The sequence below is a fragment of the Mycolicibacterium sp. XJ2546 genome (genome assembly GCF_053483195.1).
Genome location: NZ_JBEFRW010000022.1, coordinates 15,902 through 35,798, shown reverse-complemented (window position 1 = coordinate 35,798; position 19,897 = coordinate 15,902). Strand labels below are relative to the sequence as shown.

Here is a 19,897-nt window from a genome sequence, read left to right as displayed (position 1 = left end):
TTCGGCGAGAAGTGCACCGCGCAGTGCGCGGCTGGTGGGCGCACTGGGAGTCGGCGCCGCTGACCATCGGGTCGACGTCGCCGCAGACGCCGCTGACCTACGATTTCGGGCGATTTCCGCAGCGCTACTACGAAGTCACCTACGACGCGCCCGGCGCGGCCGACGTGGCTGCACGCCGGGCATGCCGTACGCGCATCCGACGATCGAGCACTTCTCGCCGTTGTTCGTTGCGCTCGGCGCGTCCTTCGACGCCGGCCAGCCCCGCGCCAACCGATCGACGGCTACTGGATGGGCCTGGCAAAAAGGTCCATTGAACTCAGCTGATCGGCATACCGTTGAACCGACTGATATGGCCACCCCGATAGACACCCACACCGAGCTGCTGCTGGCGGCCAGGTCCGCGCACGAGCGGCGCGACTGGCACGCCGCCTACGAGGCGTTCATCCAGGTTGCCGAGAACACCTCGCTGGGTGTCGACGATCTCGACGCGATGGCCGCGGCGGCATGGCGCCTGGGCCACGGCAAGGAGTCGCTGCGGGTCGCCGAGCGGGTGTTCGCCCAGCTGGCGCGCACGGATCCGCCGGCGGCGGCGATGAAGGCGGTCGACGTCGCGCTGGCGTGGCTGACCCGCGGCGACGTCAACATCGGTCAGGGCTGGATGAACCGCGCGCGGCGTCTGCTCGACGGCGAGCCGGACGGCCCGGCCCACGGGTATCTCGCGTACCTGGACGCCGTCGTCGCGCTGATGAACCGCGACACCGCGCTGATCGGGCCGCGGGTGAGCAAGCTGCGGGAGCTGTGCGCTCGGCTCGACTCGCCTGCGGTGACCGCGCTGTGCCACGTCGCCGAGGGCCTCGAGGCGATGTTCGACGGCCGCATGGCCGAGGCCTACGGGCTCATCGACGAAGCGATGCTGCCGGTGCTGGCCGACGAGCTGCCGCTGGAGTGGGCCGGCGACATCTACTGCATCGTGCTGCACCACTGTCATCGGCTGGCCGACCTGCCGCGAATGCGCGCATGGACGCAGTCGATGGAGCGGTGGTGCAACGAGTTCGCCGGGTCGGCCGCCTACGGCGGGGTCTGCGACGTGCACCGGCTGCAGGTGCAGGCCGCCACCGAGGACCTTCGCCTGCTCGAGACACGGCTCGTCGACACCAGCCGCGGGTTGGAGGACGTCAACAGTTGGGCGGCCGGGGAGGGCTACTACCAACTGGGCGAGGTGCGTCGGCGCCGCGGCGACGCCGACGGCGCGTTCGCGGCGTTCACCAGGGCCCGGATGTTCGGCGTCGAACCGCAACCCGGCGAAGCGCTGCTGCGTTGCCGCGTCGGCGACGCCGACACCGCGTGGACCGATCTGCGTGTGGCACTGGCCGGACTGGACCGGCTGGACCGGATGCCGCTGCTGCGCGGCGCCGTCGAGGTGGCGCTGATCCGCGACAACCTCGACGAGGCCGAAAGGCTGTGTGACGAACTGGAATCCGGGGCGGTGGCGTTCGACACACCCGGTTTCCGGGCGTGGGCGGCGCATGCGCGCGGCGCCGTGCTGGTGCGGCGCGGTCAACACGCGCAGGCGCTCGGTCTGCTGGAGGAGGCGCTGCGGCAGTACCGCACCCTGCAGTGCCGTTACGAGACCGCCCAGGTCTATGAGTGGATGGCGTTGGCGCGGCAGGTCTCCGGCGATCATGAGATGGCCCTGGCGGATTCGGCCACCGCCGCGAACATCTACAGCCAGCTCGGTGTCGAACCGGTCGAACCGTGCGGGCCCAGCGCGCCCGGCGGGCTGACCAAGCGCGAGGTCGAAATCCTGCGGGGCATCGCCGGCGGCGCCACCAACAGGCAAGTGGCCGAACAGATTTGCATCAGCGAGAAGACCGTCGGCCGTCATCTGGCCAACATCTACGCCAAACTCGGGGTTTCGTCGCGCACGGCGGCGTTGGCGTGGGCGCACGAACACCACCTGCTGCAGTAGCCGTCTGCATCATTTGCCGCACGACGCGGGCGAGCGTTTGCATGGTTTACCCGATGCGCTTGACACTTGGTGCGGGCTACTGTTCGGACATGACGACATTGCCCGACACCGCGGTGGCCGAGACCACTGAACAGTTCGCAGAGCGCATCGTGGGCGCGATCGACAGCGCCAGCCTGGCCATCCTGCTGTCGATCGGCCATCAGACCAAGCTGTTCGACACCCTGGCCGAGATGCCGCCGGCCACCAGCGTGCAGATCGCCGACGCCGCGGGGCTCAACGAACGCTACGTGCGCGAATGGCTCGGGGGGCTGGCGGCCGCACAGGTGATCGACTACGACCCGGTTACCGCAACATTCACGCTGCCGCGGCACCGGGCGGGGGTACTGACCCGCGCGGCGGGACCCGACAACTTCGCCCGCGTCGCGCAGTTCATCCCGCTGCTGGGGGAGGTGGAACAAAAGATCATCAGGTGCTTCCACACCGGCGGTGGCCTGTCCTACAGCGAATATCCGCGCTTCCACACGCTGATGGCCGAGGAGAGCGGCGAGGTGTTCGACGCCGCGCTCGTCGACGTCATTCTGCCGCTGGTCGAGGGGCTGCCCGAGCGGCTGCGCGCGGGCGCCGACGTCGCCGACATCGGTTGCGGCAGCGGACATGCCATCAACGTGATGGCACGCGCGTTCCCGGCCAGCCGGTTCACCGGAATCGACTTCTCCGACGAGGGACTCGGCGTCGGCCGCGCCGAAGCCCAGCAACTCGGCCTACCGAACGCGAACTTTTTGGCCGCCGACGTCGCCGAACTGGACCACACCGAAAGCTACGACGTCATCACCGCGTTCGACGCAATCCACGACCAGGCCGCGCCGGCTCGGGTGCTCGAGAACATCTACCGCGCGTTGCGGCCCGGCGGCGTCTTCTTGATGGTCGACATCAAATCGTCGAGCAGGCTCGAGGACAACGTCGGCGTCCCGTTCAGCACCTACATGTACACGGTGTCGACGATGCACTGCATGAGCGTCTCGCTGGGGCTCGACGGCGACGGGTTGGGCACCTGCTGGGGCCGTCAGCTCGCCGAGTCGATGCTCGCCGACGCCGGTTTCACCCAGGTGCAGGTGCGTGAGATCGAGTCCGACCCGATCAACTTCTACTACATCGCCCGCAAATGAAGGTCCTGCCGCAGACGAGCGGCCACGGCATGTTCGTCACGGACGGCGGCCTCGAAACCGAGCTGGTCTTCCACGACGGTCGCGATCTGCCGGGCTTCGCAGCGTTTCCGTTGGTGGAGAAGCCGGAAGCACGCGCACGGCTGCGCCGTTACTACGACGGCTATCTGGCCATCGCCCGCCAGCACCACGCGGGTTTCGTCGTCGAGACCGCGACCTGGCGCGCCAACCCGGACTGGGCGAAACAGCTTGGCTACTCCATGGAACGGCTCGACGCGGTCAACCGGTCCGCGGTGGCGCTCGCCGAGGAAGTGCGCGCGGCCGCGACCGCAGACGGCATCACCGCGGTGGTGAGCGGATGTGTAGGACCGCGCGGCGACGGCTACGACCCGGGCGAGGCGATGAGCGTTGACGACGCCCAGAAATACCATGCGGCACAGATCCAAACCTTCGCCGACACCTCGGCCGATCAGGTCACCGCGATCACGATGACCAACACCGAAGAGGCCATCGGCATCGTGCGAGCCGCCTCGGCGGCGGGTATCGCAGCGGCGGTGTCGTTCACCGTGGAGACCGACGGGCGGCTGCCGACCGGTCAGCCGCTCGCTGAGGCGATCGAGTATGTGGACTCGGTAACCGATGGTGCTGCCGCCTATTTCATGCTGAACTGCGCGCACCCGACACATTTCGCCGAGGTGTTCGAGGACGATGGCGCGTGGCGGCATCGGGTGATGGGCCTACGGTCGAACGCGTCGGCCAAGAGTCATGCCGAGCTCGACGAGGCCACCGAACTCGACGAAGGAGACCCGGTGGACCTCGGTGCCCGTCACGCGGCGCTGCAAGACCGGCTGCCCGCCCTCACCGTGCTCGGCGGCTGCTGCGGCACGGACACTCGGCACGTGGCGGCGATCGCCGAGGCGTGGCGGGCCAGTTAAGCTCGGCGCGATGGGCGCGCTGGATGCTATTGCCGACTGGCCGGTGACGACGGCGGCCGCGGCGGTGGTCGGTCCCTCGGGTGTGCTCGCCGAGCACGGCGACGTCGCACACGGGTTCCGGCTGGCGTCGGTCACCAAACCGTTGGTGGCCCGCGCCGCGCACGTCGCGGTCGAAGAAGGTGCCTTCGGGCTGGACACCGAGGCCGGCCCGGAGGGCTCGACCGTGCGGCACCTGCTGGCCCACGCGACCGGCTACTCGATGAACTCGGCGGAGCTGATGGCCAAGCCGGGCACCCGGCGCGTGTACTCCAACTACGGCTTCACGGTGCTGGCCGAGACGCTCGAGCAGGCGTCGGGCATCGAGTTCGGCCGCTACCTCACCGAGGCGGTGTTCCAGCCGCTGGGCATGGCCGCGACGTCGCTGACCGGCGGCGCATCGGCCGCCGGGTTCGGGGCGACGTCGTCGGTGGCCGACCTCGCGGCCTTCGCCGGCGACCTGCTGCGCCCGTCAATCGTGTCGGGGCAGATGCACGCCGAGGCCACCAGTGTGCAGTTTCCTGATCTGACCGGCGTGTTGCCCGGGTTCGGAGTTCAGCGGCCCAACGACTGGGGGCTGGGTTTCGAGATCCGCGGAAACAAGTCGCCGCACTGGACCGGATCGGCCAACTCGGACCAAACGTACGGCCATTTCGGCCAGTCAGGGACGTTTTTGTGGGTCGACCCGGCGGTTGATCTGGCGCTGGTGGTGCTCGCCGACCGCGACTTCGGCGACTGGGCGTACGAGCTGTGGCCGGCGCTCTCTGATGAAGTGCTGAGAGAATTTCGCGCAGACTAGCGCAACAGGGGCCACACAAGGCACAATAGACACGCACGACACATACATATCTGCAAGTCATTCGGTTCTCGCCAGGTCGTTGGGGAAGACGTCCCTCGTGGAGCCGAAGGAGCAGCAGATGCGTGCAGCGAATCAGTTCGCCGACGCGACGACCGGCGTGGTGTACATCCACGCCTCACCCGCGGCGGTGTGCCCGCATGTCGAGTGGGCGTTGTCGTCGAGCCTTCAAGCCAGGGCGAATCTCAAGTGGACCCCGCAACCGGCCATGCCCGGCCAGTTGCGTGCGGTGACGAACTGGGTCGGCCCGGTCGGCACCGGCGCCCAGCTGGCCAGTGCGCTGCGCTCGTGGTCGGTGCTGCGCTTCGAGGTGACCGAGGACCCCAGCGCCGGCGTCGACGGGCACCGCTGGTGCCACACCCCGCAGCTGGGCATGTGGAGCGGACCGATGAGCGCCAACGGTGACGTGATGGTCGGGGAGATGCGGTTGCGTGCGCTGATGGCCGAGGGCGCCGACATGCTCGCCGCCGAACTCGACTCGGTGCTCGGCACCGCGTGGGACGAGGCGCTCGAGCCCTACCGCGACGGCGGTGAGGGCGCCGAGGTCAGCTGGCTGTCCCGCGGAGTGGGGTGACCAGCCTTCGACGCTAGGCAGCAGGCGTCAGGATCTTCAGCGCGCCAGGCACCGCCGACACCTCGACCGGCAGCGGGCACATGTACTCGCCGTCGGCGTAGGCGTTGATCCCCGGCGAGTCGACGGTGATGGTCTGCGCCCTTGCGGTGCTCACCTCGTCGAGGTGCACGTGGGTGCCCTTGAACACGGTGGGAAACAACCGGATGAGTTTGGTGCGCGAGTCCGACGCCACCATCGTCACGTCGAGCTTGCCGTCGGTGGGGTCGGCGTCCGGACAGATCAGCATCCCGCCGCCGTAGCTCTTGGTGTTGCCGAACGCGGCCAGCGTCAACTCGGTGTCCATCTCGCGCCCGTCCAGGCACAGCCGAAACGGCAACAGCCGCAGCTTCGACAGTTCGGCGACGATCGCCAGGTTGTAGCGCATCCGGCCGTGCGGCCAGGTCATCCGGTTGGTCCGGTCGGTGACCAGCGAGTCGAACCCGGCGGCCATCACGGTGCCGAACCATTTGTCGGTGCCGTCGGCGCATTTGATGCGACCCAAGTCGATGGTCTTGGTGACACCATCGACGACGACATCGGCCGCGGACTCGGGATCCTTTCGCGGGATGCCGAATTCACGCGCGTGGTCGTTACCCGTGCCGGCGGGGATGATGCCCAACGGTATGTCGGTCTTGGCCAGCACTTGCAGCGCAAGGGAAATGATGCCGTCGCCGCCGACCACCACGAGCGCGTCCATATCGCGTTCGAGGGCGCCTTCGACGAGGCGGCGGGCGTGCTCGGCGTCGCGGCCCGCGATGGCGACGACGTCGACGCCGCGGTTGGCGAACCTGGCGGCCGCCCGCTCGGCGGCGTGTGACGCGCTGCCGTGCCCCGACATCGGGTTGGTCAACATCGTGATGCGCGCGACGCTCATGGAATCAGCTTGCCCGGGTTGAGGATTCCCGCCGGATCCAGCGTGGCCTTGACCGCGCGCAGCACCGCGACGCCCAGTTCGCCGACCTCGTCACGCATCCACGGCCGGTGGTCGGCGCCGACGGCGTGGTGATGGGTGATCGTGCCGCCGGTGCGCATCATCGCGTCCGAGGCGGCGGCTTTGGCCTTGCGCCATTGTTCGATCGGGTTGCCGCGTTGTGCGGCAACGACGGTGAAGTACAGCGACGCTCCGGTGGGGTACACATGCGAAATGTGGCACAGCACCAGCGCGGGTGTGCCGGATTCCGCGAGCGAGGCCGTCAGTGCATCGGTGACCGCGGCTTTGAGCGCCAATACATTCGACCAGTTCGTGGCCGTCTCCAGCGTCTCGCACAAGGCACCCGCGGCCAGTAGCGAGTCGCGCAAGTACGGTGCGCCGAACCGGCCGTGCTCCCAGGCCCGGGCCGGTTCCTCGCCCAACGAGGTGCCGCCTGCGGCTTCCAGCACGGCGCGCGTCTCGGCGTGGCGGCTCGTGACGTGGGCCTCGGTTCCCTCGAACAACGTGATGGCCAGGCAGCCGCCGGTGATCTGTTGTTCGCCGATCTGCTCGGTGGTCGCGAGGTTGACGCCGGTTTCGGCCTCATCGGACAACCGGATCACGGTGGGCCCGGTGCCGGTCTGCACAACCGCGCGCAGTGCGTCGGCGCCGGCCGCGAAGTCGGGAAACGACCACGCCTCGTAGCGGGTGGCCGTCGGAACGGGATGCACCCGCACGCGCACGCGGGTGATGATGCCGAATGCGCCCTCGGAGCCGATCAGCAGCTGGCGCAGGTCGGGACCGGCCGCTGATTCCGGCGCGCGGCCCGGCTCGAACGTGCCGACCGGCGTGATGAGGCGCAACCCCCGGACCATGTCGTTGAACCGGCCGTAGCCCGCCGAGCCCTGCCCGGACGAGCGGGTCGCCGCGAACCCGCCGATGGTGGCGTACTCGAAGCTCTGCGGGAAGTGCCCGAGCGAGAACCCGCGCTCGCCGAGCAGGCGTTCGGCATCCGGGCCGGTCAGCCCCGCGCCCAGCTCGGCCTCGCCGGAGATCTCGTCGAGGGAATGCAGCTGGTTCAGCCGCCGCAGGTCCAGCGAGACGACGGCGGCGAAGTCGCCGCGGAGGGGATCGAGGCCGCCGACCACGCTGGTGCCGCCGCCGAACGGCACGATCGCGATGCCGCGCTCGGTACAGAATTGCAGTATCGCGGCGATCTCGTCCTCGGAACCCGGGATCAGCACCGCATCCGGAGCGTCCTGATCGCCGGAGTCTTTGCGGCGCAACAGATCCAGCGTCGACTTACCGCCGGCGCGCAGCAGGCGTCCGCGGTCGTCGACGCTGCAGTACTCGGCGCCGACGATGGCGGCCAGGCCGTCGCGGTCGGAATCGGAGAGCGCCGACGGCCGCAACCGCACCTCGTCTGCCGACAGCTCCGTCGCCGTCGATGTCGTGACCTCGAGGGCCTGCTCCAACAGCGACCGGATGCCATCCGAGAGCGGTTTGGCCGCATCCGGATCACCCCAGGCGTTCCACTTCATCGGAGGGAGCAGGTGGTCATCACGACGAGTCATGCGTTACAGTATTACACATGGTGTCAAGAAGTAACGAAACGATCGGGGACCGGATCCTCGAGGCCGCGGCGTACTGCGTGACGGCCTATGGGATCGACCGGGTGACCCTGGCCGAGATCGCGCGCCGGGCGCGGGTGAGCAGGCCGACGGTGTATCGGCGCTGGCCCGACACCCGCTCGATCATGGCAGCGCTGCTGACGTCGCGCATCGTCGCGGTGCTCGACGATGCGCCCGCCCAAGAGGCGGGGCGTGCGGCGCTGGTCAACCGCATCGTCGCCGTCGCGCAGCGCCTGCGCGAGGACGACGTGGTGATGTCGCTTCTCAGCTCTCCGGAACTGGCGATGGTCTACATCGCCGAACGGCTCGGCACCAGCCAGCAGATCCTGCTGGACGCGGTGGCGGGCGAGATCAAGCTGGCGCAGGACGAGGGCAGCGTCCGTGACGGCGATTCGCGTCAGCTCGCGGCGATGTGCCTGTTGATCACCCAGTCTGCGATCCAGTCCGCCCAGATAGTCGAACCCATCCTCGACGCCGACGCGTTGGCTGTCGAACTGGCCCACTCGCTGAACGGATACCTCAAATCGTGACTGGCTCAACGGCTCTGAACGCCAACCGACGCACCGCCGAGCTGACCGCACTGGCCGAGGGAAAGCCCGTCGACGTCCTGGTGATCGGCGGCGGCATCACCGGTGCGGGTATCGCGCTGGACGCGGCGACGCGGGGCCTGAGCGTCGCGCTGGTTGAAAAGCACGACCTGGCTTTCGGAACCAGCCGGTGGAGTTCCAAGCTGGTGCACGGCGGCCTGCGGTACCTGGCGACTGGCAATGTGGGCATCGCGCGGCGCAGCGCGGCCGAACGCGGAATCCTGATGACCCGCAACGCCCCTCATCTCGTCAACGCCATGCCCCAACTCGTTCCGCTGCTGCCGTCGATGAACACCGCGTCGCGGGCGTTGGTTCGGGTAGGCTTTCTCGCCGGTGACGGGCTGCGCAAGCTGGCGGGCACCCCGGGTTCCACGCTGCCGCGGTCGCGGCGCATCGATGCGCGGCGCGCCGTCGAGTTGTCCCCGACGGTGCGCCGCGACGGGTTGGACGGCGCCCTGCTCGCTTACGACGGGCAGTTGATCGACGACGCCCGCCTGGTCACCGCGGTGGTGCGTACGGCGGCCCAGCACGGCGCGCGCATCCTGACCCGGGTGGCGGCTTCGGCGGCCACGGGTACGACGGCGACGCTGACGGATCAGCTGTCGGGGGAGTCCTTCGACGTCGGCGCCCGGGCGGTGATCAACGCGGCAGGGGTCTGGGCCGGCGACGTGGACCCGTCGATCAGGTTGCGGCCAAGCCGCGGAACGCATCTGGTGTTCGACGCTTCCGCGTTCGGCAATCCCACTGCGGCGCTGACGGTTCCGATTCCCGGCGAGATCAACCGCTTCGTGTTCGCAATGCCCGAACAGCTGGGTCGGATCTATCTCGGGCTCACCGACGAGGATGCGCCCGGCCCGATTCCCGATGTGCCGGAACCGACTCCGCAGGAGATCTCCTTCCTGCTCGACACGGTGAACACGGCGTTGGACGTCGCGGTGGGGCCCTCGGATGTGATCGGTGCGTACGCGGGTCTGCGGCCACTGATCGACACGGGCGCGGGCCGCACGGCCGACGTGTCGCGCGAGCATGCGGTGGTGGAGTCGCCGTCGGGCGTCATCAGCATCATCGGCGGCAAGCTGACCGAATACCGGTTCATGGCCGAGGATGTCCTCGACCGGGCGATCGCGTTGCGGGGGTTGACCGCGTCGCGGTGCCGCACCCGCAACCTGCCGCTGGTCGGCGCGCCGTCGAATCCCAGCCACACCATCACTGCGACGCTGCGTGCGCCGGCCGAGATCCCGAGTTCGCTGGTCGCCCGTTACGGCGCCGAGGCCCCGAACGTGATCGCGGCCGCCAGTTGCGACCGGCCGACCGATCCGGTGGCCGACGGGATCGACGTCATCCGCGCGGAGTTCGAATATGCGGTGACACACGAAGGTGCATTGACCGCCGGCGACATCCTCGACCGTCGCACCCGCATCGGGTTGGTGCAGGCTGACCGCGACCGCGCCGAAGCCGTCGCCGACGAGTTCGTGATTTCGGCGCGCTAACGCACCCTCAGCGGACGTAGGCGCGCCGAAATCGCTGCTCTACAGCGGGATGTTCTTGTGCCGGCCGCGGCGTGTGGGGGCTTCGGCCAACGCCTGCGTCAACTTGCTGCGGGTCCGGGCCGGGTCGATCTTCTCGTCGACGACGCCGATCTCGATCGCCGAATCCACACCACCGGCGATCCGCTCGTGCTCGGCGGCCAACTCCTCGTGCAGCGCCTCGCGCTCATCCTCAGGTGCGGCGGCCAACTTCTTCTTGTGCAGGATGCCGACCGCGGCCTTCGCGCCCATCACCGCGACCTCCGCGTCGGGCCAGGCGAACACCTTCGTCGCGCCCAGCGACCGTGAGTTCATCGCGATGTAGGCGCCGCCGTAGATCTTTCGCGTCACCAGCGTGACCCGCGGAACCGAGCACTCGCCGAACGCGTGCAGCAGCTTCGCGCCGCGCCGCACGACACCGCCCCACTCCTGATCCACACCGGGCAGGTAGCCGGGCACGTCGACCACGTTGACGATCGGGATGCCGAACGCGTCGCACAGCCGCACGAAACGGGCCGCCTTCTCCGCGCTCTCGGAGTTCAGGCAGCCGCCGAGGCGCAGCGGGTTGTTGGCGATCACGCCGACCGTGCGGCCCGATAGCCGGCCCAGACCGATGACGATCGACGGCGCCCACTTGCCCTGGAACTCGTCGAACGGCGCATCGTCATCCAACAGCGCCTCGACGATCGGGTGCACGTCGTAGGCGCGCCGCGGGGAGTCGGGCAGCAGCGCGTGCAGGTCGATGTCGCCGGCTTCGGCCTTGGCGCGGTCGAAATGACCCTGCTGGCAGAACAATCCGACGAGCCGGCGGCCGCGCTCGTAGGCATCGAGCTCATCGTCGGCGACGATATGGCACACACCGGACTTCTTGTGGTGGGTGTCGGGGCCGCCCAGCGACGCCATGTCGACGTCCTCGCCCGTGACGCTGCGGACCACGTCGGGGCCGGTGACGAACACGCGGCCCTCCTGCGCCATGATGACGACGTCGGTCAGCGCGGGCCCGTAGGCCGCGCCGCCGGCCGCGAAGCCGACGACGATCGAGATCTGCGGGATGTAGCCCGAGGCCCGGATCATCGCCTCGAAGACCAGGCCGACCGCGTGCAGTGCCTTGACGCCCTCGGCGAGCCGGGCGCCACCGGAGTGCCAGATGCCGACGATCGGGCTCTGCTCCGCGATGGCGGTGTCATAGGCGTTGACGATGTGGGTGCAGCCCTCCATGCCCATGGCGCCACCCATCACGGTGCCGTCGGTGCAGAAGGCCACGGTGCGCACACCGTTGACCTCGCCCGCGGCGGCCAGCACACCGGAGCGGTCGCGTTCGTGCAGCAGCTCAACGGTGCCGTCGTCGAAGAACGTGCTCAGCCGCAACAGCGGATCACGTGGGTCCAACGATTCGCCGACCGCCTCTGGCGCCATAATCGTCATCGAAACCTCCTGTAGCGCAGCGGATGTCGGCATGCGCCCTCGAGTTGTAGTTGTCAGTACTTCCCGAAGGCGAGCGCGACGTTGTGCCCACCGAATCCGAACGAGTTGTTGATCGCGTACTTGTAATTTCCGGGCCGAGCGCCACCTGCAACGACATCCAGGTCGATCTCGGGGTCTTGGTTCTTCAGGTTCAGCGTCGGCGGGATGATGCCGTCGCGCAACGCCAACACGGTGAGGATGGACTCCACCGCGCCGACCGCGCCGACCGAGTGGCCAAGCGCCGACTTGGGTGCGTACACCGCGGGCCGGTGCGAGCCCAGCGCGTTGTTGATCGCCACCCCCTCGGCGACGTCACCGACCGAGGTGCCGGTGGCGTGCGCGTTGACGTGGTCGACGTCGGTCGGGGACAGACCGGCCAGCTGGATCGCGCGGGTCATCGCGTGGCCGGCCTGCTCACCGTTGGGGTCCGGCGCGACCATGTGGTAGCCGTCGGATGTGACGCTGGCGCCCATGATGCGGGCCAGGATCCGCGCCCCGCGGGCCTTGGCGTGCTCCTCGGTCTCGATGACCAACAGCGCGCCGCCCTCACCGAACACGAAACCGTTGCGGTCCTTGTCGAACGGACGGCAGGCGCCCGGCGGGTCGTCGTTGGTGTTGGACAGCACGATGCGCATCTGAGCGAAACCGGCGATCGGCACCGCCTCGATCTTGGATTCGACGCCACCGCAAATCGCGATGTCGGCTTCCCCGAGAACGATGTTGCGCCACGCGTGCGCAATACCTTCGGATCCGGACGCGCACGCCGAAACCGGCGTGACGACACCGGCTTTGGCGCCGCGTTCCAAGCCCACCGCGGCGGCAGGGGAGTTGGGCATGTACTTCTGCACCGCCAGCGGCGACACCGCCCGCATCCCCTTGGCGCGCATGTCGTCGTAGGCGAAGACGAGCTCTTCGGCCGAACCCATGCCCGTGCCGATCGACACCATCAACCGCCTGGTGTCGACCTCGGGTGAGCCGGCGTGTTCCCACGCCCGTCGGCTCAGCACCGTGGACATCTTCTGCAGATACGACAGCCGACGCAGTTCGACCTTGGTCAACTCGGAGTCGAAATCCTCGAGCAGGTGGCCGCCGATACGCACCGGAAGGTCGTACTGTTCGACGAAGGGATCCTCGAGCTTACGGATCCCGCTTCGCCCTTCCAGCAACGCCTTCCAGGTGCCCTCGGCGTCGGTCGCCACGGACGTCGTCATCGCGATGCCGGTGACGACGACGTCGGGGAATCCTGCCCCCGTGGAAAGCCGAGCTAACCGTTCCTGCCCTGCCATTGCAGCTCCGAATGTTCCTTTCGTAGCTCAGTAGCGCCCGAATGCCAGGGCGACATTGTGCCCACCGAACCCGAACGAGTTGTTGATGGCGTACTGGTAGTCGCCATATCGAGGCTCGCCCGCAACGACATCGAGATCGACCTCGGGATCAGGGGTTTCGTAGTTGAGCGTCGGCGGGATGACGCCGTCGCGCAGCGTGAGCACGGTCAACAACGACTCCAGCGCGCCGACCGCCCCGATGGAGTGGCCGAGCGCCGACTTAGGCGCGTACACCGCAGCGTGTTCGACGCCCGCGACGCGGATCGCGTTGGCCTCGGCGATGTCGCCGATCGACGTGGCCGTGGCGTGGGCGTTGACATGCTGAATGTCCTTGGGCTCCAGGCCCGCGGTCTCCATCGCACGCTTCATCGCGTGCCCGGCCCGCAGCCCGTCAGAAGCCGGCGCCACCATGTGGAACGCATCCGAGGTGATGCCCGCGCCCAATAGCCTGGCCAGCGGCTTGGCACCGCGCGCCTTGGCGTGCTCTTCGGTCTCGATGACCATCATCGCGCCGGCTTCGCCGAACACGAACCCGTCGCGGTTCTTGTCGAAGGGCCGCGACGCACCCGCGGGGTCGTCGTTGTTGGTCGACATCGCGCGCATCATCGAGAACGCCGCGATCGGCAGCGCCTCGATGCCACCCTCGACACCGCCGACGACGGCGATGTCGGCGTCACCCATGACGATCTGGCGCCAGCCGTGGGCGATGGCCTCCGAGCCGGATGAGCAGGCCGACACCGGGGTGATCACCCCGGCGCGGGCGCCCAGTTGCAGCCCGACGACCGCAGCCGCACCGTTGGGCATGATCATCTGAACGGCCAGCGGCGACACCTTGCGGGGGCCGCCCTCGTTCATCGCGTCGTAGGTTTCGACGATCTTCTCGCCGCCGCCCAGACCCGTGCCGATGACCACGGTGAAGCGGTCCGGGTCGACCTCGGGGCTACCCGCGGTCTCCCACAGTTGGCCGCTGAGCAGCTTGGCCATCCGCTGGACGTAGGACATCCGGCGCATATCGAGCCGGCTCATCTGCGGGTCGATCGGCTCCTTGAGGTGTCCACCGATTCTGACCTGGAGGTCCCACTTCGTGACGAACTCGTCTTCGAGTATGCGGATTCCGCTCTCGCCTGCCAGCAGACCCTTCCACGTGCTCTCGATGTCCGCCGCGATCGACGTCGTCGCCGTTACGGCGGTTACCACAACATTGGGGAAACCGCCGTTAGCAGTGGAAGGTCTGGTCACTTGTTATCCGCGATCTGCGCCCGAATGGCCGCAGCGGCCTCGGGGTTCTCTTCCTCGAGCTTCTGGATGTAGGCGACCACGTCACCGACGGTGCGCAGGCCGGCCAGATCCTCGTCGGGGATCTTCACGCCGTACTTGTCCTCGGTCTGAACGGCGATCTCGACCATCGACAGCGAGTCGATGTCCAGGTCGTCGACGAACGACTTCTCCGGGGTGACCTCGGACGGCTCGATGCCGGTGACCTCTTCGATGATCTCGGCGAGACCGGCAATGATTTCTTCTTGCGTAGCGGGCACGGTGGCTCCTTCTAATTGGTTGGTACTGCTTCTTTTTGTTGAACGTGCGGTATGCGGTTGTACTTTCCGGCGAGCCGGAAACGGCGCCCGTCAGAGCTCTGCAAGCCCGTCCAGGTCAGCGGGGGATTTGACGGCGCGCGTCGGCACTCCCCGAAGTTCGCGTTTGGCGATGCCGGCCAGCGTCCCGGCGGGTGGGAACTCGACGATGGCCGTGACGTGCTTGTCCCGCATGGTCGCGGTGCACAGATCCCACCGCACCGGGCGGGTCATCTGCGCCACCAACTTGGTCATCGCATCGGCGGCCGAGGTCACCGGCTGACCGTCGGCGTTCGACAATAGCGTCGTGTTCGGCTCGCCGGTCGTTACACCTTCGGCCGCGGCGGCGTAACCGTCGAGCGCCGAGGCCATGTACTGGGTGTGGAAGGCGCCCGCGGTGGCCAGCTTGCGCACGCGCGCCTTTTCCGGCGGATCCTCGACCAGCTTGTCGAGTGCGGCCACCGCGCCGGCGGCCACGATTTGCCCCGCAGCGTTGCGGTTGGCCGGGACCAGGTCGAGGGCCTCGAGACGCGCGAGCACCTCGGTCTCGTCACCGCCGAGCACCGCGGCCATACCGGTCGGCTCGAGCGCGCAGGCCTTGGCCATTTCGGCGCCGCGGGTGGCGGCCAGCTTGACCGCGTCGTCGGCGGAGATGACGCCGGCGATGGCGTAGGCGGCGATCTCGCCGACCGAATGGCCGGCCACCAGGCTGTCCCGGCCCGCGAGCAGCCCGCGTTTGGCCAGTTCCTCATGGGCCAACAGCGTCGCGGCCACGACCAGCGGCTGGGTCACCGCGGTGTCGGTAATCTCCTCAGCGGTCGCGGTGGTGCCCAGGCGGGCCAGGTCGAGACCGCTGATCTCTGACCACGCCGCAATGCGCTCGACAGCACCCGGCAGCTCGAGCCATTCGGCGAGCATGCCGGGAGTTTGGGAGCCCTGTCCGGGCGCAAGCAAGGCAAGCGCAGTTCTATGAGGCACGAATTAAGAAAACACTGTGAAGACGGGTTTGCGCGGTGTAAGAGATTATGAACCTCGTCTTAGGTTTTTGTGGAACCTCCACAAAAACGCATGTGATGCGACTCCATCGATATCGGTTCGCGACCCACCGCTTCGCTTAATGGCCCGTCGACGATGCCGGACGCAACACGGGGCGCACCACGACAGGGGTGTTTGGCGTGCTCGATTGGTATGTCTGGCGGCCGAGCCTGCCCAAGCTCGAGGCCACGCGGAGCACATACGCATCACGCGGGACGGTGGGGTCGCGCCCGGTGAAGTCGCCGATCCGTTTGAGCCGGTAGCGGACGGTATTTGGATGAACGAACAATTTGCGAGCGCACGCTTCGATAGCACCCCCGGAGTCCAGATACGCCTCCAGGGTCTCGGTCAGCGCAGGCCCCGCGTCGGACAGCGGCCGCAGAACCTCGGTCTCCAACGCCGCGATCGCCGTCGCGTCGCCGAGCAACGCGCGCTCGGGCAGCAGTTCGCGGGCGGCGACGGGCCGCGGCGCACCGGTCCAGCCCGCGACGGCGTTCATTCCGGCGATCGCCTCGGTGGCGCTGCGATGGGCCGCGCTCAAGGTGGGCGCGGTCGGCCCGACCACCACGGGTCCCTCGGCGAACACCGACACCACCTCGGTGAGGAACCGGTCGGTCGGCGACAGCGCGCCGGAGACGATGGCGACCAGCCAGGCGCCGTGGACGTCGGAGAGCGCCGCGCGGCCGTTGCGGCTGACGATGTCGTGGATGTCGTCGCTGGCCAGGTCGATGCGGTCGGGTTGGGGCAGTCCCACGATGACGGTCGCCGGCGCGGTGGCGTCCCAGTTGAGCGCGGCGGCCTGCGACTGCAGCTCGGGTCCGGTGTCCCCGCGGACGACGGCGTCGACGACGTTGGCCTCCATCCGGGTGTCCCATGCGCCGCGGGCCTCGGCCTGATCGGCGTAGGCGCTGGCCGCGGCGAATGCGAGATCACGGCTGTAGCGCAGGATTCCGGCGGTAAGCGCGGTCAGCTGCTCCTCGGAACGCGCCAGTAGCGGCACCGCCTCTTCGAAGAACTCCATGGTGGTGCGCACCATCTCAACCGACTGACGCAGCGCGATTCGCCGCCGCAGATCCTGGGGGACCACCTCGAACGCCTCGGCGGTGTAGCTGACGTTGCTCTGCGGATTGCGCATCCACTCGACGAAGTTGACGATCGCGGTCTGCACCACCAACTGGACGCTGGCCCGCTGCGACGCCTCGAGCTCGGCGAAGAACGGCAGCCGTTCTTCCAACGCGCGTACCGCTTGTGTGGACAGCCGGCCCGAATACTGCTGCAACCGGCGCAGCACCGAGTCGGGCACCGTCTCGAGCACCTCGACGGTGGACTTCGGCGGAACGTACCGATTGTCGGGCACCTATAAAGGCTACGCCAAACCTATAGAGGTTTCCTCCAAGGCGCCTTTCAGGCCACCCCGGGGTCCGAGGTCTGCTCGGGCGCGGCCAGCACGTCGTCGATCTGGTACCGGTTCGCGGCGTCGACGGCGACCGACATGTCGATGTTTCCGTCGCGGGCCAGACCCTCGAGCACCGCGACGGCGATCGACTCCGCGTCGGTGTTGAAGTAGCGGCGCGCGGCGGGACGGGTGTCGGAGAACCCATAGCCGTCGGTGCCCAGGGTGATGTAGGTGCCCGGCACCCACGGCCGGATCTGTTCGGGCACGCCGCGCATCCAGTCGCTGACCGCGACCACGGGCCCGGCTACGTCGGCGAGCGCCTCGGTGACATAAGGCGTTTCGGCCGGACGGTCGGGGTGGCGCAGCCGCTGCTTCTCGACCCGGATGCCGTCGCGGTTGAGCTCACCCCAGCTGGTGACCGACCAGACGTCGGCGGCGACGTCCCAGTCGTTGGCCAGCAGTTCGGCCGCGCGCAGGGCGTCGGGCATGGCGACACCCGAGGCGAGGATCTGCCCGACGTGCGACCGCTTCTCCGGCGCCGGGCGGTACCGGTAGATACCGCGCAGCAGGCCGTCGACGTCGAGATTCTCCGGTTCGGGTGGCTGCTTGTAGGGCTCGTTGTAGATGGTGATGTAGAAGAACACGTTCTCCTGGCTCTCGCCGTACATCCGCTCCAGGCCGCTTTCGATGATGTAGGCGATCTCGTAGGCGAACGCCGGGTCGTAGGCCACCACCGCGGGGTTCGTCGACGCCAGCAGCACCGAGTGCCCGTCCGCGTGCTGCAGACCCTCGCCGACCAGCGTGGTGCGCCCCGCCGTCGCGCCCAGCAGGAACCCGCGGGTCATCTGGTCACCGGCGGCCCACAGGTTGTCGCCGGTGCGCTGGAAGCCGAACATCGAATAGAAGATGTAGACCGGGATCATCGGCTCGTTGTGCGTCGAGTACGACGTGCCGGCCGCGATGAAGCTGCCCGACGATCCGGCCTCGTTGATGCCCTCGTGCAGGATCTGGCCGACGTCGCTTTCCTTGTAGGCCAGCATCAACTCGGCGTCCACCGACGTGTACAGCTGCCCGTTGGGGTTGTAGATCTTGAGGTTGGGAAACCACGAGTCCATCCCGAACGTGCGGGCCTCGTCGGGGATGATCGGCACGATGCGCCAGCCGATCTCCTTGTCGCGCAACACTTCCTTGAACGTACGCACGGTGGCCATGGTGGTGGCCACCTCCTGGTTGCCCGACCCCTTCTTCAGGGATTTGTAGGTGTCGCGGCCAGGCAGGGTCAGCACCTTGCCCTTGGTGCGTCGCTCCGGGATGAACCCGCCCAGCGCGCGTCGGCGCTCGAGCAGATAGCGGATCTCTGGCGCTTCCGGCCCCGGGTGGTAGTACGGCGGCAGGTACGGGTCCGCTTCGAGTTGGTCGTCGCTGATGGGTACCCGCATCGCATCGCGGAAGTACTTGAGGTCTTCCAGCGCAAGCTTTTTCATCTGGTGAGTGGCGTTGCGGCCCTGGAAGTGGGCGCCCAGCGAGTAACCCTTGATGGTCTTGGCCAGGATGACCGTCGGTTGGCCCTTGTGATCCAACGCGGCGCGGTAGGCGGCGTAGACCTTGCGGTAGTCGTGGCCGCCGCGCTTGAGGTTCCAGATCTCCTGATCGGACAGGTGCTGCACCAATTGCTTGGTGCGAGGGTCGCGGTTGAAGAAGTGCTCACGCACATAGCCGCCGTCGTTGGCCTTGTAGGTCTGGTAGTCGCCGTCGGGGGTGACGTTCATCAGGTTCACCAGTGCGCCGTCCTTGTCGGCGTGCAGCAGCGCATCCCACTCGCGGCCCCACACCACCTTGATGACGTTCCAGCCCGCGCCGCGGAAGAACGACTCCAGTTCCTGGATGATCTTGCCGTTGCCGCGCACCGGGCCGTCCAGGCGCTGCAGGTTGCAGTTGACGACGAACGTCAGGTTGTCCAGGCCCTCCAGCGCCGCCACGTGGGCCAGCCCGCGGCTTTCCGGCTCGTCCATCTCACCGTCGCCCAGAAACGCCCACACGTGTTGGTCGGAGGTGTCCTTGATGCCGCGATTGTGCAGGTAGCGGTTGAAGCGGGCCTGGTAGATGGCGTTCATCGGGCCCAGCCCCATCGACACGGTGGGGAACTCCCAGAAGTCCGGCATCAGCCGCGGGTGCGGGTATGACGGCAGGCCACCGCCGGGATGGCTGTGTTCCTGCCGGAAACCGTCGAGGTCGTCTGCGGTCAGCCGGCCTTCCAGGAACGCACGGGCGTAGATGCCCGGCGAGGCGTGGCCCTGCACGAAGATGTGGTCCCCGCCGCCGGGATGCGATTTGCCCCGGAAAAGGTGGTTGAAGCCCACTTCGTACAGTGCCGCCGAGGACGCATATGTCGAAATATGGCCTCCCACACCGACTCCCGGCCGCTGCGCGCGATGCACCATGACGGCGGCGTTCCAGCGGATCCAGGTCCGGAAGCGGCGTTCGACCTCTTCGTCACCGGGGAACCACGGCTCGGATTCGGTGGGGATCGTGTTGACGTAGTCGGTGGACGTCAACGCCGGAATGGCAACGCGCTTCTCGCGGGAGCGCTCCAACAGGCGCAACATCAGGTAGCGGGCCCGTGCCGGTCCCGCGCGTTCCACCATCTGGTCGAACGACTCGAGCCATTCGCCGGTCTCTTCCGGATCGATGTCGGGCAGATACGACGCCACCCCTTCGCGGATCACCCGAACTCGGTCGGGTTCGGCTGGGGTGGTGGAGTTTTGGGCCAGGTCCTGGCGCGCGAACTCGGTGGTCAACTTCCGCTCCTTGTTAGGCGGTATAGGTGTTTACCGATGTGCGCAGATGTTTTCTGCGCGTCATCTATCTTCGTCCCATCCT

16 protein-coding genes and 1 pseudogene are annotated in these 19,897 nt (G+C 68.0%); 8 read left to right on the top strand and 9 right to left on the bottom strand.

The genetic code is table 11. The features are described 5' to 3' along the window. Nucleotides 1-38 precede the first annotated feature (38 nt). The 6 genes and pseudogenes from ABQE44_RS23930 to ABQE44_RS23905 form a co-directional block, all read left to right on the top strand. Nucleotides 39-324 (top strand): annotated as a pseudogene (locus ABQE44_RS23930) (hypothetical protein); the annotation flags it as partial. A 25-nt stretch (nt 325-349) separates the two neighbouring features. Further along, the gene (locus tag ABQE44_RS23925; RefSeq protein ID WP_448432292.1) at nt 350-1,969 is read left to right on the top strand and encodes a LuxR C-terminal-related transcriptional regulator; all 1,620 of its coding nucleotides are present in this window, start codon (nt 350-352) and stop codon (nt 1,967-1,969) included. A gap of 89 nt (nt 1,970-2,058) precedes the next feature. Then, nucleotides 2,059-3,135: a methyltransferase domain-containing protein gene (locus ABQE44_RS23920; protein ID WP_448432290.1), complete on the top strand. Its 1,077-nt coding sequence runs from the start codon at nt 2,059-2,061 to the stop codon at nt 3,133-3,135. Beyond that, complete coding sequence (locus tag ABQE44_RS23915) at nt 3,132-4,067, top strand: homocysteine S-methyltransferase family protein (protein ID WP_448395196.1); 936 nt, start codon at nt 3,132-3,134, stop codon at nt 4,065-4,067. The genes ABQE44_RS23920 and ABQE44_RS23915 overlap by 4 nt, the downstream gene beginning before the upstream one ends. A gap of 10 nt (nt 4,068-4,077) precedes the next feature. Further along, on the top strand, nt 4,078-4,902 hold the full coding sequence (locus tag ABQE44_RS23910) for a serine hydrolase domain-containing protein (protein WP_448432288.1): 825 nt from the start codon (nt 4,078-4,080) through the stop codon (nt 4,900-4,902). 118 nt (nt 4,903-5,020) lie between these two features. After that, a complete protein-coding gene (locus tag ABQE44_RS23905; RefSeq protein WP_448395194.1) occupies nt 5,021-5,533 on the top strand; it encodes a DUF3145 domain-containing protein in 513 nt (170 codons plus the stop codon). Between the two features lie 13 nt (nt 5,534-5,546). On the opposite strand, the gene ABQE44_RS23900 is transcribed toward ABQE44_RS23905, so the two are convergent. Beyond that, complete coding sequence (locus ABQE44_RS23900) at nt 5,547-6,446, bottom strand: diacylglycerol kinase (RefSeq protein WP_448432286.1); 900 nt, start codon at nt 6,444-6,446, stop codon at nt 5,547-5,549. Then, nucleotides 6,443-8,023, bottom strand: coding sequence for an FAD-binding oxidoreductase (locus tag ABQE44_RS23895; RefSeq protein ID WP_448395237.1), 1,581 nt, complete (start codon nt 8,021-8,023; stop codon nt 6,443-6,445). Before ABQE44_RS23895 ends, ABQE44_RS23900 begins: the two co-directional genes overlap by 4 nt. Before the next feature lie 50 nt (nt 8,024-8,073). Here ABQE44_RS23895 and ABQE44_RS23890 point away from each other — a divergent pair, with 50 nt between their 5' ends. Together ABQE44_RS23890 and ABQE44_RS23885 are read left to right on the top strand one after the other, a co-directional pair. Next, entirely contained in the window at nt 8,074-8,643 is a 570-nt protein-coding gene (locus ABQE44_RS23890; protein WP_448432284.1) for a TetR/AcrR family transcriptional regulator, read from the top strand. Beyond that, entirely contained in the window at nt 8,640-10,190 is a 1,551-nt protein-coding gene (locus tag ABQE44_RS23885) for a glycerol-3-phosphate dehydrogenase/oxidase (RefSeq protein WP_448395191.1), read from the top strand. Before ABQE44_RS23890 ends, ABQE44_RS23885 begins: the two co-directional genes overlap by 4 nt. Before the next feature lie 39 nt (nt 10,191-10,229). Here the strand turns inward: ABQE44_RS23885 and ABQE44_RS23880 are convergent, their stop codons facing one another. The 7 genes from ABQE44_RS23880 to aceE all read right to left on the bottom strand — a co-directional run bounded on the left by ABQE44_RS23880 (nt 10,230) and on the right by aceE (nt 19,815). Beyond that, a complete protein-coding gene (locus tag ABQE44_RS23880; RefSeq protein WP_448395190.1) occupies nt 10,230-11,651 on the bottom strand; it encodes an acyl-CoA carboxylase subunit beta in 1,422 nt (473 codons plus the stop codon). Nucleotides 11,652-11,704: 53 nt separating this feature from the next. Further along, nucleotides 11,705-12,976 (bottom strand): 3-oxoacyl-ACP synthase KasB, encoded by a 1,272-nt coding sequence (gene kasB / locus ABQE44_RS23875; protein ID WP_448395189.1) that lies wholly within the window; start codon nt 12,974-12,976, stop codon nt 11,705-11,707. 27 nt (nt 12,977-13,003) lie between these two features. Next, a complete protein-coding gene (kasA, locus tag ABQE44_RS23870; RefSeq protein ID WP_448395188.1) occupies nt 13,004-14,254 on the bottom strand; it encodes a 3-oxoacyl-ACP synthase KasA in 1,251 nt (416 codons plus the stop codon). Continuing rightward, nucleotides 14,251-14,550 (bottom strand): meromycolate extension acyl carrier protein AcpM, encoded by a 300-nt coding sequence (gene acpM, locus ABQE44_RS23865; protein WP_069404904.1) that lies wholly within the window; start codon nt 14,548-14,550, stop codon nt 14,251-14,253. The genes kasA and acpM overlap by 4 nt, the downstream gene beginning before the upstream one ends. 90 nt (nt 14,551-14,640) lie before the next feature. Beyond that, nucleotides 14,641-15,564 (bottom strand): ACP S-malonyltransferase, encoded by a 924-nt coding sequence (locus tag ABQE44_RS23860; RefSeq protein WP_448395187.1) that lies wholly within the window; start codon nt 15,562-15,564, stop codon nt 14,641-14,643. Nucleotides 15,565-15,700: 136 nt separating this feature from the next. Beyond that, on the bottom strand, nt 15,701-16,978 hold the full coding sequence (locus ABQE44_RS23855) for a PucR family transcriptional regulator (RefSeq protein ID WP_448395186.1): 1,278 nt from the start codon (nt 16,976-16,978) through the stop codon (nt 15,701-15,703). Nucleotides 16,979-17,025: 47 nt separating this feature from the next. After that, a complete protein-coding gene (aceE, locus tag ABQE44_RS23850) occupies nt 17,026-19,815 on the bottom strand; it encodes a pyruvate dehydrogenase (acetyl-transferring), homodimeric type (protein WP_448432282.1) in 2,790 nt (929 codons plus the stop codon). Nucleotides 19,816-19,897: the final 82 nt, after the last annotated feature.

What these genes read in the sequence shown, in the direction of transcription:
- ABQE44_RS23925 (WP_448432292.1), top strand. Translation starts at nt 350, where the DNA reads ATGGCCACCCCGATAGACACCCACACCGAGCTGCTGCTGGCGGCCAGG.
- ABQE44_RS23920 (WP_448432290.1), top strand. Translation starts at nt 2,059, where the DNA reads ATGACGACATTGCCCGACACCGCGGTGGCCGAGACCACTGAACAGTTC.
- ABQE44_RS23915 (WP_448395196.1), top strand. Translation starts at nt 3,132, where the DNA reads ATGAAGGTCCTGCCGCAGACGAGCGGCCACGGCATGTTCGTCACGGAC.
- ABQE44_RS23910 (WP_448432288.1), top strand. Translation starts at nt 4,078, where the DNA reads ATGGGCGCGCTGGATGCTATTGCCGACTGGCCGGTGACGACGGCGGCC.
- ABQE44_RS23905 (WP_448395194.1), top strand. Translation starts at nt 5,021, where the DNA reads ATGCGTGCAGCGAATCAGTTCGCCGACGCGACGACCGGCGTGGTGTAC.
- ABQE44_RS23900 (WP_448432286.1), bottom strand. Translation starts at nt 6,446, where the DNA reads ATGAGCGTCGCGCGCATCACGATGTTGACCAACCCGATGTCGGGGCAC.
- ABQE44_RS23895 (WP_448395237.1), bottom strand. Translation starts at nt 8,023, where the DNA reads ATGAAGTGGAACGCCTGGGGTGATCCGGATGCGGCCAAACCGCTCTCG.
- ABQE44_RS23890 (WP_448432284.1), top strand. Translation starts at nt 8,074, where the DNA reads ATGGTGTCAAGAAGTAACGAAACGATCGGGGACCGGATCCTCGAGGCC.
- ABQE44_RS23880 (WP_448395190.1), bottom strand. Translation starts at nt 11,651, where the DNA reads ATGACGATTATGGCGCCAGAGGCGGTCGGCGAATCGTTGGACCCACGT.
- kasB (WP_448395189.1), bottom strand. Translation starts at nt 12,976, where the DNA reads ATGGCAGGGCAGGAACGGTTAGCTCGGCTTTCCACGGGGGCAGGATTC.